14 protein-coding genes are annotated in these 17,183 nt (G+C 56.7%); 8 read left to right on the top strand and 6 right to left on the bottom strand.

Going from position 1 to position 17,183, the window contains the following annotated elements:
- Positions 1-22 precede the first annotated feature (22 nt).
- Together AC6T8Q_RS01805 and AC6T8Q_RS01800 are read left to right on the top strand one after the other, a co-directional pair.
- Positions 23-1,153 (top strand): matrixin family metalloprotease, encoded by a 1,131-nt coding sequence (locus AC6T8Q_RS01805; protein WP_500677463.1) that lies wholly within the window; start codon positions 23-25, stop codon positions 1,151-1,153.
- A 177-nt stretch (positions 1,154-1,330) separates the two neighbouring features.
- Positions 1,331-1,648 carry a helix-turn-helix domain-containing transcriptional regulator gene (locus tag AC6T8Q_RS01800; protein WP_500677462.1) on the top strand — a complete coding sequence of 106 codons (318 nt, stop codon included), beginning with the start codon at positions 1,331-1,333 and terminating at the stop codon, positions 1,646-1,648.
- Between the two features lie 139 nt (positions 1,649-1,787).
- Here AC6T8Q_RS01800 and AC6T8Q_RS01795 read toward each other — a convergent pair whose 3' ends face one another.
- The gene (locus AC6T8Q_RS01795) at positions 1,788-2,390 is read right to left on the bottom strand and encodes a protoglobin family protein (RefSeq protein WP_500677461.1); all 603 of its coding nucleotides are present in this window, start codon (positions 2,388-2,390) and stop codon (positions 1,788-1,790) included.
- Positions 2,391-2,500: 110 nt separating this feature from the next.
- Between AC6T8Q_RS01795 and AC6T8Q_RS01790 the strand changes: the two genes are divergently transcribed.
- Complete coding sequence (locus AC6T8Q_RS01790) at positions 2,501-2,986, top strand: RrF2 family transcriptional regulator (protein ID WP_500677460.1); 486 nt, start codon at positions 2,501-2,503, stop codon at positions 2,984-2,986.
- Here the strand turns inward: AC6T8Q_RS01790 and AC6T8Q_RS01785 are convergent.
- From AC6T8Q_RS01785 to AC6T8Q_RS01775, 3 genes are read right to left on the bottom strand one after another with little or no spacing between them, the layout of a single operon-like run.
- Positions 2,971-3,279, bottom strand: a complete 309-nt coding sequence (locus tag AC6T8Q_RS01785) for an HNH endonuclease (RefSeq protein WP_500677639.1) — start codon at positions 3,277-3,279, stop codon at positions 2,971-2,973. The two genes, AC6T8Q_RS01790 and AC6T8Q_RS01785, sit on opposite strands and share 16 nt — an antisense overlap.
- Entirely contained in the window at positions 3,234-3,374 is a 141-nt protein-coding gene (locus AC6T8Q_RS01780) for a hypothetical protein (RefSeq protein ID WP_500677642.1), read from the bottom strand. The genes AC6T8Q_RS01785 and AC6T8Q_RS01780 overlap by 46 nt, the downstream gene beginning before the upstream one ends.
- 7 nt (positions 3,375-3,381) lie before the next feature.
- Positions 3,382-3,639 (bottom strand): hypothetical protein, encoded by a 258-nt coding sequence (locus tag AC6T8Q_RS01775; RefSeq protein ID WP_500677459.1) that lies wholly within the window; start codon positions 3,637-3,639, stop codon positions 3,382-3,384.
- A gap of 224 nt (positions 3,640-3,863) precedes the next feature.
- On the opposite strand from AC6T8Q_RS01775, the gene AC6T8Q_RS01770 reads away from it, so the two are divergent.
- The 5 genes from AC6T8Q_RS01770 to AC6T8Q_RS01750 all read left to right on the top strand — a co-directional run bounded on the left by AC6T8Q_RS01770 (position 3,864) and on the right by AC6T8Q_RS01750 (position 11,256).
- Positions 3,864-4,484 (top strand): sigma-70 family RNA polymerase sigma factor, encoded by a 621-nt coding sequence (locus AC6T8Q_RS01770; protein ID WP_500677458.1) that lies wholly within the window; start codon positions 3,864-3,866, stop codon positions 4,482-4,484.
- A gap of 100 nt (positions 4,485-4,584) precedes the next feature.
- On the top strand, positions 4,585-7,470 hold the full coding sequence (locus tag AC6T8Q_RS01765; RefSeq protein WP_500677457.1) for a protein kinase domain-containing protein: 2,886 nt from the start codon (positions 4,585-4,587) through the stop codon (positions 7,468-7,470).
- Positions 7,467-8,570, top strand: a complete 1,104-nt coding sequence (locus AC6T8Q_RS01760; RefSeq protein WP_500677456.1) for a hypothetical protein — start codon at positions 7,467-7,469, stop codon at positions 8,568-8,570. The genes AC6T8Q_RS01765 and AC6T8Q_RS01760 overlap by 4 nt, the downstream gene beginning before the upstream one ends.
- 175 nt (positions 8,571-8,745) lie before the next feature.
- Positions 8,746-9,396 carry a hypothetical protein gene (locus tag AC6T8Q_RS01755; RefSeq protein WP_500677455.1) on the top strand — a complete coding sequence of 217 codons (651 nt, stop codon included), beginning with the start codon at positions 8,746-8,748 and terminating at the stop codon, positions 9,394-9,396.
- A gap of 249 nt (positions 9,397-9,645) precedes the next feature.
- Positions 9,646-11,256: a serine/threonine protein kinase gene (locus tag AC6T8Q_RS01750; RefSeq protein ID WP_500677454.1), complete on the top strand. Its 1,611-nt coding sequence runs from the start codon at positions 9,646-9,648 to the stop codon at positions 11,254-11,256.
- 16 nt (positions 11,257-11,272) lie between these two features.
- On the opposite strand, the gene AC6T8Q_RS01745 is transcribed toward AC6T8Q_RS01750, so the two are convergent.
- A complete protein-coding gene (locus AC6T8Q_RS01745; RefSeq protein ID WP_500677453.1) occupies positions 11,273-13,387 on the bottom strand; it encodes a dockerin type I domain-containing protein in 2,115 nt (704 codons plus the stop codon).
- 71 nt (positions 13,388-13,458) lie between these two features.
- Positions 13,459-17,127, bottom strand: coding sequence for a GH36-type glycosyl hydrolase domain-containing protein (locus tag AC6T8Q_RS01740; RefSeq protein ID WP_500677452.1), 3,669 nt, complete (start codon positions 17,125-17,127; stop codon positions 13,459-13,461).
- Between the last annotated feature and the right edge of the window lie 56 nt (positions 17,128-17,183).

The following is a 17,183-nucleotide window of genomic DNA, read 5'->3' as shown; positions in this document are numbered from 1 at the left end:
GATTAAGACTAAAGGAGCTACGATGCGTTCTCTGGGAGTTGGTTTACTTTCTTTGATTCTGGCCACGCAGCTGGCAGCGTCGGCGACGGCCTACAATCTGTTTGGCCCTTATCCTTGGGGTGAGGATGAGTACTACCAAAAGTGGGGCGATATCTTCACGCCCGGTTCGCCCGGCGGAACGATCACTTGGAGTCTCATGCCCCAGGGTACGACGCTGCACGCGTCTGCGCCCAACTACATTCACGGTACCTCGGACTTAACCTCCGTGTTCAATCAGGTCGGCGGACAAACGGCGGCACTCGCGATGATCCAGTCGGCGTTCGACAACTGGTCGTCCGTCAGCAACATCTATTTTGAGTATGTTGGTATCGACGATGGCACACCTTTTGGCGCGCCGAAAGCGCCGGGGCAAGTCGTCGGCGACATTCGTATTGGTGCATTTGACATTGACGGCTTCTCGGCGGGGGTTGGCTATTCGGCCTATCCCCCTGGCGATACGACGCTTGATGGCGACATTATCCTTAACAGTCGGTCTGACATTTCCTTCTATGTCGCGCCGGGTGCTGAGGGTGATCTCTATGATCTGTACCCGCCGGGGGGCGGCTATTACCGCAACGACTTCGAGGGACTTGTGGCCCATGAACTAGGCCACGCCTTAGCGCTAGCACACTCGGATGTGCCATCAGGGTTGATGTGCGGTTATGTCGACGGAGGTTTCGATGGTTCGCAATGCGCGTACTACGATCCCGACAGTGATGGCAAGATGCCGATCAATCGAATTCCCGATGCCGACGACATTGCGGGTATTCAGTTTCTGTACGGACCTGCGCTCCAGGCCGATTTCGATCACAACAATCTGGTGGACTCGGCGGATTTGATTCTGTGGCAGGCTGGTTATGGAGTCTCGACCGGCGCGACTTACCAAGATGGCGACGCCGACGGCGATGGGGCCGTCACCGGTCGTGATTTTCTGATCTGGCAACGCGAAGCGGGGAGCGGGGCGATTGTGCCGCTGAGTGCGCTCGCAGCGGTGCCGGAGCCGAGCGGCTTTGTGCTTATTGGGTTGGCGAGTTTGGGACTTGCGCGTAGGCCGGACCGAGTGGAGCGCCGCCCTCAAGAAAGCCCTGGCGGCAAAGTAGTCGTGAACGCCTAGCAAACCAAGTCAGCTCCAATGCCGAAACTGCGCATCCGTCTGCGGCGGATTCCAGCCTACGTGGTCGCGTTATACCAATCTGAGCAATCCTAGCTTGCTTTGGCTAACATTATGTTAGTGATAAAATGATCAAAGTCTTTGCCTATGTGACTTCTGTCGGAAAGTAGTGAATTAGTCGTGGGCCATCTCAAACCTGTCACCGAAATCATGCTCGAGCGAGCCAAGCGCGACCCCAAATTCCGGGTAGCATTGCTAGGCCAAGCGATTGAGTGCTTCATCGAGAACGATGTCCAGACGGCAAAGAAAATGATCCGAAATTACGTGCTGGCTTCGATGGGATTTGAGATGCTGGCCAAGACTGTCGACAAGAAACCCGAAAGCCTCATGCGGATGCTTAGCGATAAAGGCAACCCCACGATGAACAACGTGGCCGCTCTGCTCGCATCGTTGAAAAAATATGAAGGGATCGATTTTCACGTCGAGGCGGTCAGATAAACTCACTTTGCAGACCGGACCGTGTGGAGCGTCGCCCTCAAGAAAGCCCTGGCGGCAAAGAAGTCGTGAACGCCTAGCAAACCAAATTCAGCTCCATTGCCGGAACTGCGCACGGCTTGTTCCGGCCTACAAACACTCGTCACGCAACGCTGGCGACTTCGGGTAATGCCGCGCGGCTGTAGTGTCGATTGATGAGATCATTCTGCAGCCACAGCAGTTTACCGAAGGCTCGGAGGGTGACGATTTCGTTCTCGCGTGGTAAGCCCAGGCTGAGGATCGTGACGTTCAAGGCATCGGCGACGAAACCCAGCAACGCGTTCATTTGCACGAGCGGTACGTTGATCGACTTGTTCCCCATGTCGGGCGTGTGCATCGAGCCGACAGCGTCGAGGTATTGCACCATCTTGGTGTTGTAAGGTTTCGTCACGAGCGTCGTCAGATAACGACCCAGATGCTGTTTGCGAAAAGCGATCACATCGTCGTCGAGCGACAAGGTTTCGACGTCGGTGGCGAGCTCGCCCTGATAGCCGTGTTGTGGGGGGACAAAGTGTCGCTTTGTGGCGTCGAAGGAAAACAGCTTCACGTAGACCGCATCCACGAGTGCTTCCACGTGATCGCTCAACGGCCCCGCCGCGGCATGAATGGCGGCGATCTCCTCGGCGCCAAACTCCATGAACTCGGCCAGATAGCCAAAACGATATTCCAAATCCTCTTCCAATCGTGCTTCGTCGATGTGTTTCATAATAAATCTATCTTCCGCCTGTTTTGGGATTCCATGTCAGGGAGCATGCACTAGAATCTAAATAGGACATGCGCATCCAATTAGTGTCACTTTAGAAGGCGCTAAATTGGATGTCAACATCCAATTTGCGAGTTTCAGTCATGCTTTCTCAAACCGTCGAATATGCCCTGCGGGCGGTCGTGCATTTGGCGGGGATTGCCCCAGCGTCTTGCACCACTTCGCAACTTGCCGAGGCGACCCAAGTTCCCGCGGCTTATTTGTCGAAGGTCGTGCAAAGTTTGGCGCGGGCGGAGATCGTGCATTCGCAGCGCGGTTCGGGGGGCGGCATTTCGTTCGCTGGCAATCCGAAGAAACTCACCGTGCTCGACATCGTGAACGTCGTCGAGCCGTTGCAGCGGATTAAGACGTGCCCCTTGGGTTTGGTCTCACACGGTAAGAAGCTCTGCCCCCTGCACAGCCGCCTGGACGCCGCGCTGGCCCAGGTCGAGCAGGCCTTCGGCAAAACGACCCTGGCCGAAGTCTTGGCCGACCCGTCGTCGGTGAAGCCGTTGTGCGAGGTGCCCTCGTCTCGCAAAGGGGCTCAAGTAGCTCGATAAGTACCCGCGTCAATTAACTCACGACGTAACTTCACGCGATGAGATGCGTTCATATCGAGAAGCTTTACGGTGGCTCGACCAGTCTCTGTAAGCCCTACGATGACAGGGCCGTTCAACGCATAATGGTCGACCCATTTTTGAGTGCGTGGGTTAAATAAAGGGGTCAATCGGCCGGATTCGCTGTCGATGGTCGCCAAATTTGTCCCCTTCCTAAAGTTGCATCGACTACAACTCCAACACAAATTCTCTAGGCCGTCATCGCCTCCATGCTGGCGTGCAATGACATGTTCCAAGTGAAAGGACTGGAAAGGATCGCAGCTTTCTGGCAAGCGGCAATATTCACAGATTCCCCCAGCGCGAAGTCGAACGAATTCACGCGATTGGGCATCCATCGATCATCGAGCCGGTTGAGAGAGAATTCTGCGGGCTTTGGTCTGCAGGAGGGCGATCAAGTCGCCGTCTTCGATGAGTTGCTGGTACTCACCGTCTTCATCGGGAGAAAGGGTCCCTGACTCGGCTTTACGACCCAACTCCTGAATACGATCCTGCAGTTGGGGACTGGGCCGCCAATCGACAATTCGCTGTGCCACCTGTGGTGTCAAACAGCCGGTCGAAGGGTCGAGAAATTGGTCAAATGTGCTGACGGTAGCCATGATACAGCAATTATAGCTTGATTGCCGAGTTGACCAACAGTACGCAACTTTCATTCCCGCTAGCAGCCGGTTTGCCCCTGCGGGGTCCCCAGGTTATGCTGAAGGGCGGGCCAGTCAGGACGACTCAATTTTCTGCTAAATTCTCAGACCTCTCCGTGACAATCGCCGGGAGATCCTGCCTTTCGCACGAGGAAGGATTCCGACCCCCCACAGGCGACCCAGCCATGTCAAATAGCTCTGCCATCAATCCCGATCTCTTGTTGTCGCAAGCACTTGCGGGCTCGAACGAATGTTTCGGCCGGCTACTGCATGTCTACCTCAACTACCTCAAATTGCTCGTGATGTCGCAGTTGGAGAAGAAACTCCAGCGGCGAATCAGCGCTTCCGACGTGGTGCAAGAAACATTTTTGGAGGCCAATCGCGATTTCGGCCAATTCAGAGGTCGGTCGAGTGGCGAGTTCTGCGCCTGGCTGCGGCGGATTTTGGTCAATAATCTCCACCGCGTCGTCGAGCAGCACGTGCTGGCTGAAAAGCGGACCGTCCACCGCGAAGTTTCGCTTGAAGCGATGGCGACGTCGTTGGAGCATTCGACCACCCGGCTGGATGCGATTTTGCCTGACCCCGGCACGTCGCCGAGCATGAATTACCAAAAGCACGAACAGCAACTCGAGTTGGCGAACGTCGTGGCGGACCTGCCGGCCGATTATCGCGAAGTGATCGTGCTGCGTCATATTGAATCGTTGCCGTTTGAAGAAGTCGCACGACGGATGGACCGCTCCGCAGGTGCGGTGCGGATGCTGTGGCTCCGCGCGATCCGGCAATTGCGTGAGCAGATGGAAGTTTGAATTGGTCTCCCCAGAATACCCTCCCCGCAGTTTTTGCTATTGTGGCCTAAGAAGAATACCCGCCCCTAGCCCCTCCCGGGGTACCGGGAGGGGGAATTAGATGATTAGCGAATCGACCAAATCGTTTTCGACAAGTTCGGCGACTGACCGCGAGTTGGCCGACGTGCTCGATCGCTATTTGCTGTCGTTGGAACAAAATACGCCGCTCGATGTTGAGCGCTTGATCGCCGATCATCCCCACTTAGCTGCCGACATTCGCTCGTTTGTGGAAAGTATCGAGATGCTCCACGGCGCCACGCACGGCCTTCACGAGCCGGAGACAAATCTGGCGTTTCCCAAGCCAGTGGAATCTCAGCCACTCTCACGGCACAGCGAAAAGCGGCTGGGCGATTTTGAGATTGGTCCCGAGATCGGTCGCGGCGGGATGGGGGTCGTCTACGAAGCGACTCAAATTTCGCTGCAGCGCAAAGTCGCGCTGAAGGTACTCCCCTTCGCGGCGATGTGGGATCATAAGCAGATCGCTCGCTTTCAGAACGAAGCCCAGGCCGCGGCCCAGCTGCATCACCCGCATATCGTGCCGGTGTTTGCCGTGGGGCAAGAACGGGGCGTTCATTTCTATGCGATGCAGTTGATCCAGGGGCGTTCGCTCGACCAGATCTTAGGCGAGTTACGTCGCGAAGCGGTGCAGGAGGTCGATCAATGCATTGTCTCGACGATGGCCATTGAATCGACGTTGAATTCAAAATTGTCGTCCGAGCATGCGGCGGGACAAACACGCTATTGCCGCGCGATTGCCGGTTTGGGAATTCAGGCGGCGAACGCCTTGCACTACGCCCACGAATGCGGCGTGGTTCATCGCGACGTAAAGCCTTCGAATCTGATGGTCGACCATCGCAACAAACTGTGGATCACCGACTTTGGCCTCGCGCGGGTGCAAGACAGTCCAGGCGTGACGGTCACCGGCGACGTTGTCGGCACGCTCCGTTATATGAGTCCCGAACAGGCGACCGGCAAGCATGCACTTGTGGACCCGCGGACCGACATCTATTCGCTGGGGGCCTCGCTGTACGAATTGCTAACGCTGCGACCGGCGTTTCCTGGTGAAGATCGTCAAGCCGTGATGCAGGCGATTGGCAACGAAGAGCCAACCCCGCCGCGAACCATCGATCCGGCCATCCCGGTGGATTTGGAAACCATCGTCTTGCAGGCGATGGCCAAATCGCGCGATGAACGCTATACCACGGCTGAGCAACTGGCCGACGATCTCAATCGTTTTCTCGAAGGGAAGCCGACGCTGGCGCAGCGACCCACCGTGGCTGATCGGGCAGCGAAGTGGGTCCGGCGGCATCGCACGATTGTTTCGCTCGCCGCGGCGTTCTTGTTGATTCTCACCGCGGTTTCGACGACGGGGGCAATTCTGCTCACACGGGAACACAATAGCAGACTAAAAGCACTCGCCAAGTCTAATGTCAATTTTAAGCAAGCGCGCGAAGTGGTGGAGCGTTTCGGCACGGAGTTCTCTCGAGAACTAGCACGGCTGCCGGGTAGCGAACCACTGCGGCATGAATTACTGATTTATGCACTGAAGTATTATCAAGAATTTATCGATCGCGCTGCGAATGATCCGCTGCTTCAAGCCGATTTGGCGAATGCCCAATTGCAGGCAGGGACGATTGCCGATCAGCTGGGGGATCAGGAAGCCGCCGAGCAAGCTTTCCGCACTGCTGCCAAACTCTTCGGCGAACTTGCCGCGACGACTGAAAAGCCTGCGGACTTTCAGCAACAACATGCCACGGCACTCAACAATCTCGCCATGTTGTTTGCCGCGCAAGGCCAATTGGCTGAGGCTCGCCAGCAATACTCGGCGGCGATTCGTCTGCAAACTCAAGTCACTTCAAGCAAGGATCAGGGCGCATCGGCCAAGCGAGTGTTGGCCGAGATGTTTGCCAATCGGGGTTTGCTCGAACGTCAAAGTGGAGAGCAGAATGCGGCTCGGAAATCCCTGACACATTCCATTGCTTTGCTCGAAACAATCGTCGCCACCAAAGATGCCGATCGCGACACGCGGCATGCGTTGGCGATGGCATTTAACAATCGCAGCTTCATGGAACAGGAACACGACTGGACCGCGGCGGAAGCCTCGTGCCGGGCGGCGGTTTCGTTGCTTACACAACTAGTTGAAGAATCCAAAGATGATCAATCGGCGTCGGCCCGCAGCGATCTCGCGCTCAGCTACAACAATCTGGCTGCGATCTTGGGGCATCAAAGCAAGAACGATGACGCGATCGTGGCGTTTCAGCAGGCGGTTAAGTTGCAGGAGCAATTGGTTCGCCAAGCCCCTGTGGTGGTGCAATATCGGAGCGATCTGGCGATCACTTGGAATAACCTAGCCCAGGCGTTAGCGCGTGATGATCAGAACACGGAAGCCGCGTCAGCTTACGAACGAGCGCAAGTTTTGTTCGAACAACTTGTGGGAGACTTTCCGCGTGATATTCGCTTCCGCAGTTCGCTCGCGGGAGTGCTGAACAATCGTGGCATGGCCAGCGAGTTGGCCGGGGATTTTCAACAGGCGTTGGTCGCTTACAAACAAGCCATCGAACACCAACAAATCGCCGTCTTGCAAGCGCCACAGCAAACCCAGTATCGCGATTTTTTGAGCAAGCACTATTTCAACTGTGCGCGGACGTTGCGAACACTCAACGAACCGGCTGCCGCCGTGAAGATGGCGCTTGAACGTCGCAAGTTGTGGGAAGACAACGGCGAGCAACTGTTTCAAGTGGCCATGGAATTGGGCGTCGTTGGGGACGCGATTCCTGCGGATTCCCAGGACAAAAAGTTTTCGCGCGAGCGCGTGCTCGACGAAGCGATCGTCACGTTGCAGCAGGCCGAGGCCACGGGCTACGCTGTGAACATCCAACAGATCCCGAAGAACTTGCGAACCCGCTATCAAATTGCCAACAAAATTGCCGCTGAGGTGCAACCATGAACAGAAAGATTACAGCCTTGAGCGGAAAGATTAAGAGTCGCGCGCTGGCTTTTGAACGGATGGAAGAGCGGCTAGCGTTGTCGGCGGATTTTGCGATCAATCGCGATATACAGGTGTTCGCAAACGGGAGCACAATCAACAGCCTGATTTTGAATCAGGGAGGATTGGTACTCACTACCGACAGCACGATTAGTTTCAACTTCAATAGCGACAAGGTTCAGTCGATCATCGATCGCGTTGATGGCAATCGCGTGGAGAAATTTTTAGAGGAGCATCCTGCGGCAGCCTCGTATTACGAAGAACTGGTCAAAGGGGCAGAAGAAAGTGGTCCCGCAGCGACGGACTTCGATCAGGTCACGCCGATTCCTCAGCCCGACAATCAAGTCGAGCAACCGGGCGGCACGATCGAGCTGAGCAATATTTTTCTGCCCTCGTCGCTGCAAAGCTCGCCGCGGTCGGAATACACCCAGGTGGAAAGCGCGTCCGAGGGGTCGCAGCTCACGGCGTTTGATTCGTCGGCAAAGGAACCTACGTTGGCGCGAGCCCGCGACGTTTATTTTGAAGTCGCTTCGCTCTCCACGACGTTGCAGCCGCGCGGCAAACATACGGCTCTCAATGTGGCCGCAGGTCAGAGCCCTGATGATCAGGCCATGTTGACCGACATTGCAAATCGTTTGCGACCGAAGGCTGAGCCCAACGAGGACGCGGCCAACAAGATCCCAGCGGCTGAATCACAACCCGCGAACCAGACTGATAAGCCTGGAGATGTTCCTGAGGAAGCGGCTCAATTGATGCGTTCGGCGGAACGGCCAGCTGTTCCCGAGGCGAAGAGTGCACGGGACGAGAAATCGCTACCGGCTGATGATGAGCTTTCCACCGCAGAAGCTCACGATCAAGTGTTAGACGAATTGTGGGGCGATGAGCTCATGGCCGAGGAAGTCGCTGTTTCTCTGCGCGGCAACGAAGGGGGCAAGTACTACATCGCGTTGCCGACGGTGGCTGTCCTGGTAGGAGGGGGCCTGATTGCACGGCATCGCCGCAATTCGCGGACTAGCGAATTTCAACCGCCACGCAAAAAGCTGGGATCGTGGCTCGGTTAATTCATTCTTGAAGTCGGGACAAACGCTTTGGTCCCTTACAGACCGGTTTTTCGCTACGATTAGACCGGGGCATAACACTCCCCCGTGAAGAAATTCGTGGGAGCGCTCCAGTCGGGGCGGGCGTGCGTTACAATCGAAGATTCGTACAGAATCTTTTCTTCGGAGGCTTTTTTCGATGACCATACGCGCGGATGTTAGTCGTGGCTATCTCATGCGGCTCGGCCTAGTGGGGCTGTTCTGCGCCTTCGGCGGGGCGTATTTCCTTTACGACGGCTTCGTCGGTTATCCTGCTCAGCGGGAGCGTGGTTTTGCCTACGAAAAATTCATGGAAGAGAACGCCGCTCTGGACGAGCTCGATCGCGTGAATAAATGGAATGAATACGCACGTGAGAATAATTGGCCAGAAGGAAATCCTCTTGATGCCGACACGAACAAACCTCTCGCCGTAGTGAAGATTAACGAGCAGTTCTATTACGCCGGTGCGGCAGGTCTGGCCGCACTTGGATTTCTGTCTCGCTTTGCGTTTATGTTTGGCCGTTGGATTGAGTGCGATGAAACCCAACTGCGCGACAAGTCGGGCCGCGAGACGACCTACGCCAACATCACGGAGCTCAACAAAAAGAAGTGGCAGAACAAAGGTATTGCCTTTGTGAGTTACAAAACCGACGCGGGGACTGATCGCATTCGGATCGACGATTTCTATTTTCAACGCGACCCGACGCGGCAGATTCTGCGCAAAGTGGAAGCCAACATCGACCCCGCGCTGATTACCAACGGTAAGCCAGAACCCCCAGAAGCTCCCGCCGAAGTCCCTACGCCATCGTGATAGTTAGCCGGCATCGTCCCGATGCCGGTGTTTGTCGGGGTCGTGACGACCCGGCTCGCTGAAGTTTGAATTGCGACGCGTGGCGACTCGGTTACAATGAAACCTAGCGAGCCAGCGCTTTCTTGACTCGGAACAGAGAAGCTCCCGAGTCCTCAAGATGCGAGAGAACGGTACGATTCGAACGCCATCCGCACGTCGGCGTGGTTCGCGATCCGCCTGCACCGTTACCTCTCGGCAAAGCGAAAGTTCATGCAAAGATCGCGGATCGGCCCGTTCGCCTTAGAAGAATCCCTCGATCACGAGGGAGGCGGCAACGTGCTGCGCGGTCTGCATCTCGAGCGCAAAGCCTCGATGGCCGTTAAGATGTTGCCTTTGGGGTTGGTGAATCGTCCCATGGCGGGGAATGCTTTTTCCGCCGACGTCAAACGCTTGCAGCGGCTCGTGCATCCCAATATCGTTCGTTGCTTGGGGGGCGCGATCGAAGAGGGGCAGCCCTATCTGGCCCTGGAGCTGGTCAAAGGCGAATCGCTCCGCGATCTGTTGGATCGCCGAGGGAAATTGCCGTGGGAGTTGGCCGTCGAGATTGTCGACAGCATCTGTTTGGCGCTCAAGCACGCTCATCAGCTCGGTTATGTGCATCAGAGACTGACTCCTTCGCGGGTCATCATTCAGCCCACGGGCGAAGTGAAGATCTGCGGCTTTGATTGTGCGTGGGCTGATAAGGACGACGTGCTCGGTTTGCGCGTGCCGATGTCGGTGGCGAATTATTTGGCTCCGGAAGAATTTCGTGGCAAACAATCCGCCGCACTTCCGCCGGCTGATTTATTTAGCGTCGGCGTGATTCTGTATGAATGCCTGTCCGGTGAGTTGCCATGGAAAGCAAACTCGCCTGCAGAGCTAGTGCAAGCACGTCGCGATGGCGATGCGCCGCGGGTGTCGGCCAAAGAACTCGATTGCCCCGTGTGGCTCGACTTGCTGACCGCCAAGTTGCTCGCCGTGAAAAGGGCTGATCGACTCACTTCGGCCGAGGAAGCCCATCGTGCGATTCTCATGGCGAAGGAGAAAGTCACTCAGGGTATCAGCGCGACGCAGCAAATGCTGTCGGGTCGCAGAGGGATGCTGCAAGTCGATTCCGACCGCAGCGAAATCGTGCGATTGAAAAAGCACATGCGCCCCAAGGAACGCGATCACAGCCCGTTCTACGAGCGGGTGTGGTTTTTGGGGATGTGCCTGGTGCTGCTGGCCATCGGTGGCATCTGGGCGCTCCAACCCCCCAGTGAACAGAAACTGATCGCCCAACTCGAACCGCTGATTGCTTCCGAAGATGTCGTTGATTGGCGGCAAGCACAGAATTTGATTCCCGTACTGATGGAAAATTATCCGGAGACGGAGTTCAAACCCGAGATCGACCGGTTTCAGGAAAAGTACACGATGTACCGCGCGGAAACGCGGGCGCGGATGAACCAAAATACGGGACATCTGCCGGAGAGTGAAGCCGAGCGTTTGTATGTCGAAGCGTGGGAGCTTGATACGAATGGGGATCGCTTCACAGCATGGCAAAAATATGATGCGTTGAATGTCTTGTTCGAGAAAAGTGAAGACGAATTCGATCGGGCGTATGCCGGTCTTGCTCGGCGACGGATTCAAACCTTCAAACGCAACCCCGACGCGGGCAAAAGCCAACAGGAATTCGTCCAGGAAAGTCTCAACGAAGCCAAGCAACTCATTGCCCAAGGAGAGCTCCTACGGGCACGGCAGAAACTAGAAAGCATCCTTGAATCGTACCAAGACAATCGCCAGCTACAGCCACTGATCGATCAAGCGCGAGCACAACTCAATCGTCTGGTTGGCGAGAATTGATTGCTACTCAGCCACGTTAGATGCGTCGCAGTGCCAAGCCCGCAAGGCTCAAGAGTATCAGCAAGCCAGTCGCCGGTTCGGGTACCGAAACACCTTCGAGCAGTCCGACCGAACCGTTGTAGCCGCGTTGCCACATCAGAAAATCACGGCCATCGACGTCGCCATCGCCATCGGCATCACCCATGGCTGGTGAGGCACTGTGCGCCGTGCCGAAATTATTCTGCCAGATCGCCAAATCCGTGGAATTGGTCACGCCATTGCCGTTGAAGTCGCCCATTCGAAAGACGCCATCCAGGGCGGAGTCGACTTCCGAGAGCGAGGAAAAGAATTGGCTGCCACTTTCCACGCCTTGATAGCGATCCAGAAATTCCATCAAAGCCAACGTCGACAAGGTCACGTTCCAGTTGTCGGCGAGCGAAGGAACCTGCGTGGGATCACTGGCCCCCGTGGCCCATTGAGCGGAATCGGCGAGGCCGAGCGGGCCATCGAGTCCACCACCGAGTCCGTTATCCAATAAGTACCGCAAGGCATCTTCCGAATTCTCCGCGCCAGCCATCAAGGCGAAGGAAACGCTCCAAGGCATGAACAGATTGGGTTGGCCATAGTCCTCCCACATGTTGAAGGCCTCGTACCCCCCTCCCCCACGCGCGGCATCGGGTTGGAAAAAGTAAGGCCGGCCACGCTCTTCCAGTTCCGCGGCGACATCGGCGTGATACTTCACAAAGTTTGTCCACGGGTTACGAGCCAAATTACGATTCGAGTAAGTGTCGACTCCACGTTCCGATGTGTCCACAAAGAGATTGATCAACGCTTGAGCAAACGGGGCGCGGTAATCATCGCTGAACGAGTAAACCAGGTATTTCTGAGTCGGATCGTTGAGGTAGTCGAGCGTGCGGCCGGTATCTTTGTTCCATTGATTCTCCAAAGGAACGTGATGGGCGTCCGAAACTTCGGCGGCCATCGCGACGACTTTGTTTTCGTTGGTGTAACCAGCATAGGTATTGCCACTCAAGCCGTTTTGGGCGCTGTAGGCCATGCGGAACGCGCCGGAGGTGTTAAAGGCAGCGAAGTTAAAACGATTCTGCAAGGTATCGATTGCATCGCGCAGTGGCGCGGGGGTGGCCGTTTGCGATTTGTAATTGTGCAGCGCGAGGGCAATAAACGCGGCATCGACTGAGGATTCTTCACCCCCTTGAGGGGCAGCAGTGGCGAGATTCAAAAACCGCGTGGGCAAATAGGTCGTCTGGTTGCGATTCGTGTTGAGCGAATTGACCAGCGTCCCCATGTAGCTATCGGCTTCGGCTTGAGTGACCCAACCGCGGCGAATCGCGCCGGGGAGCGACCAAACCACACCCGTGGTGGTGTTGAGCGCGCCGGTGATGACGTCGTCGGATGTGTTGGGAACAAGGCCGGTCGTTTTGTTGCGGGCCGCCCACAAGCCGTTAAATTGCCGCTTGGCCAAACGCTCGACGACGACGTCGATCGGTGCGGTGGCAGGATCGATGCTCGGGCCATTCTCGCGCAAGGAAAAATCGTCGAGGTACAACGAACCGCTCGTGGCGCCGTAGTCGGCATCGACCAGGAAACTGAGCGCGAAGGTGCGCTTCAGGTCAGGCGTACCGTTGACGCTCCAACCCGAGCTGAGATTCAGGGGGGCATCGATCTTGGTCCAACCGCCAGCCGGGATTGTGTAACTACGGCGAGCGCTGTGGCTGCCGGAGTCGCGATAGTCCTTGAGTTCCAAGGAAAACGTGAGCGGGGTGGTCGTGGTGTTGCGAACGTAGCCTTCAAGCGTCTGATACTGCGTGAGATCGCGGTCTTGGCGGTAGCCTGGCGTGCTGTTCGCCGCGCTGGAGAAGGTTTGGAAAAAGCGAAAACCGTCATTGGGGATCGACCCCAGATTGGCCTGATAGGCGCTCGTGCCCGTGTGGACGACGGAGGATTGCTTAGTAAAGCTGGTGATGTTACCGCTGCTAAACGTGCCACCCCAGAGATTGAGATTGTCGGAGCGTTCGCCGTCGAATAGTGGGACCAAGCCCATATCACCGGCGGTAAGGTTGCCGCTAAGTGCGCAAATTGACGCGCAGGCCAAGCAGATTCCACGGACCCACGTCTTATAGAACCCACTCATGCTGTTCCGCCTCTGAGGCTGTTTCGCCTCTCAGATTGGGCGGACGAATTGCCACCCAAAATCTGCCTCTATTACAACTCTACGATGACCTGATGGGTGAGTCCATCATGAACCATGGGGATATGCGCACCTTTGTGGTCGACCACAATCTGTTGGCCATCACAGCTGGCCGACTTCACGCCACGCTGCTGGCCGTTCGGATTGCGAATGGTGATTTCGTAGGTCGTGCGTTTGTCGTCGACACGATAGCGAATCTTGCATTCCGGCCAGTCGCTGGAAATAGAAGGGTCGATCCTCAGATGCGTCCCCTGCTCGAGATGCAGGCCCAGGAGCGATTCCACGGCCACGCGGAACATCCAACCTGCCGAGCCGGTGTACCACGACCAGCCCGCACGGCCAGCGTGTGGAGCACTGCCATAGACGTCGGCGGCGACCACATAGGGTTCCGCTTTGTAGATGTCGACGGCTTCCGGCGAATTGCCGTGGCTCACGGGGGAGAGCATTTCCAACAGCTCGCAAGCTCTCGTTCCCATGCCCCATTCCGCCATGGCTCGAATCAGCCAGAGCACGCCGTGGGTGTACTGGCCACCGTTTTCGCGCACACCCGGCAAATAACCTTTGATGTAGCCAGGGTCCTGGGGCATCTTGTTGAAGGCTGGATGCAACAGGCGAATGATGCCGGCTTCGCGGTCAACAAGTCGTTCATCCGCCGAAGCGAGTGCCTTGGCGATTCTTTCGGGGGCCACAGCACCCGACATCGCGGCCCAAGCTTGGACGAGGGCGTCGATTTGGCATTCGTCGCCACTGGCCGTGCCGAGTGGTGTGCCGTCATCGAAGTAAGCGCGGCGATACCAATTGCCGTCCCAGCCGGCTTCTTCGAGGGCGATCCGCAACTGCTCGCGATAAGCCGAGTAGCGCTCGACACGCTCTTGATCGCCATGCTGGGCACAGACGGGGAGCATGCGTTCGAGGATGTAGTCGATAAAGAAACCCATCCACACGCTTTCGCCCGTGCCTCCTTGGCCGACGCGATTCATGCCGTCGTTCCAGTCGCCGCAGCCCATGAGCGGCAGGCCATTGCGACCGCGCGTAAGCCCGCGATCCAAGGCTCGACAGCAATGCTCGTAGAGCGAACCGCTTTGACCTGAATCCTCGGGCGTGAGGTAAATCTCGGCTTCCCCGGCAGGAACTTGCTCGGCGGTGAGGAAGCGAGCTTGCTCGTTCCAGATCGCTTCGTCGCCGGTGGAATTGACGTATTCGCAAGCCACCAACGGCATCCACAACAAGTCGTCGGCGAAGATCGTACGGATGCCCTTGCTTAGCGGCGGATGCCACCAGTGGAGCACGTCCCCTTCGACGAACTGATGCGAGGCATTCCGCAGGATTTGTTGCCGCGTGAAGTCGGGCCGATGAAATATGAGTGACGAAACGTCCTGCAACTGATCGCGGAAGCCATAAGCACCGCCCGATTGTTGCGGCGACGTGCGGCCCCAGAACCGGCAGCTGATGTTTTGATAGGGCAACCAACCGTTGATCATCAAATCGATCTCACGGCTGGGGGTTTCGATTTGCAACGCCCCGTTAAGTTCACGCCAATAGTTTTGCACTTCGGCGAGGGCATCGTTCACCGTTTGTGGAGCCTGGTACTTGGTGATAATATCACCGGCTTGCTCCGCGGAATCGGTCTCACCGAGCAAGACACTCAATCGGACGGTTTGGCCAGGCTCGATCACGAAGTCGGTTTGCAATGCCGCACATTGATCGAGATCACTCCCCGAGTGACCTTGAAGCTGCTCGCCGGAAGCGACTGCTCGTGGCGCGACGGTGCTGCCTTGTTGGCCGAGGAATTCGGTGCGATCCGCCGTGAGGTGGCATTGACCGGGGGCACCCGCCAACGCGGCAAATGCAACGGCCGAAGAAAATTCGCCGCGAGCGGAATTCGTCGCGAATACGGCTTGCTGATTGGGGCTCAGCGTGGTTTTCGTGGCGAACTGCGTGAAGTTCAAGCCTTCGCCGAGCTCCCATTGTACGTAGCCATACAAACTCAAGCGACGCGGTTGATCGCCGTTGTTGGTGATCACAATGCGGTTGATCTTCACCGGCTCGACGCGCGGCACGAACTGCGTGAGTTCCTGAGACAATCCTTGGCTTTCATGGCGATAGATCGTGTAACCCCAACCGTGGCGAACTTCATACGACACGTTTTGGGGAACCGGCCCGGGTGCGAGTGACCAGAATTCGCCGCTATCGCGGTCACGCAGATAGATCGCTTCGCTGTGCGGATCGAGAACCGGATCGTTCTGCCACGGGGTCAAGCGATTCAAGCGGCTGTTGCTGGCCCAGGTGTTGCCGGCCCCTGTTTCCGAGGCAATGAAGCCGAGCGATTCGCTACAAATGACGTTGTTCCATGGAACGGGCGGCAACTGCAAATCGCCCTGCGCGTTGGGTTCGAGGCGAATCACATACTCGCGGCCTTGCTCGGCAAAGCCACCGAAGCCGTTAGCGAATTCCAGCGATTCGTTTTGAGTCTGCTGGGCTGTTTGCTTGTTGCGTGATTTTTCGGCCGCAGGAACACGCTTGGCTGTCGTCGGCGCGATGCCATGGACATAGCTGGGAAGCGGCTTGATATGGTACAGCGCGAGAAAGTTGGTCGCGGCTTCGTCGTCGACCGCGGCATGCAAGTGACCATTTTGAGCTGCGCCGTTCCCATTGGTTTCGTGCGCGGCGTGCTTGGAACAAGCGAGACCGTAAAGCTGTTGAGTCGCCTTGGCCAGCAACGGCTTGAGGTCCGCGGCATTCAAGCCTTCTTGCAGCAGACGCTCTTGCGTGGCGGCATCGGCCCGTTCGAACGCGCGATCGCATTCGGAGAGTGTGTTGAGTTGTTCGGCGGTACGAATCACTTGCGTCTGATCGTATCCGGCACCCAGCCCAAAGATGACGGTAACGCTCGCCATGGGGGGCAAAATCAAGACAGTTCGCAAGCTGAAGACGGGATCGAGCACGCTGCCCAATGTGCCGTTGAGCGGTCGCGAGCTGTCTAAGGCTGCTGGGGAACGGAGGGATCGCCCGCGACCGATGAAGCGGTTGCGATCGGTTTCAAATTCGCTCATCCCGACGGCTTCGCCATCGTGAACCACGAAATGACAGGCCGAAAGTGTTTGCTCGCCGTTGCGGCGCGGCCGACGGTGGGCTAGCAAAATGCCCGAATCGGTACGCGACGTTTCGACAAAGATCTTCGAGAAACCAGGATGGGCTTGGTCGCCTACTGGATCTTGCAGAACCAATTCCGCGTAGCTGGTGAGCTCAATCGAACGGGTGGTGGTGCCGTTGTTGGTCAGCGTGCAGCGACGGAGTTCGACATCCCATTCTTCGTGAATGCAAACATCCAGCCGAGCTGAAATATCTTGCTGACTCCGCGTGACGGAAGCCGTGCCCGGGGTGAGCGAAAAATCATATTCGGTTGGCTCTTGGCAGGTGGGTTGATAGCCCAGCGACCAAAATTCGTTGCTTTCCAGATCGCGGAGATAGAAAAAGTAGCCCAACGAATCGGCCGAGATATCGGATTTCCAGCGGGTGATCGCCTGATTGGCGAAATTCGTATAACCTGTACCTGAGGCCGTTAGCAGCGTGACCAGCTGTCCGTTCGTGAGAAGGTGGAGAGGCGTGGGGGATTGATCAAGGCAGCCCCGACCAAATCGAGCGACTTCACAGCTATGAGTGGGGAGTGTGTTTGTTTTCATCGAAACCAACGGAAGAATTGCCTACAAATTGTTCCAAGAGCGCGTTTTTGCTTTTT

It is taken from the genome of Bythopirellula sp. (genome assembly GCF_041737835.1).
Lineage (GTDB): Bacteria > Planctomycetota > Planctomycetia > Pirellulales > Lacipirellulaceae > Bythopirellula.
The sequence above is the reverse complement of the archived record's forward strand: the minus strand, read 5'-3'. Positions and strand labels throughout refer to the sequence as shown.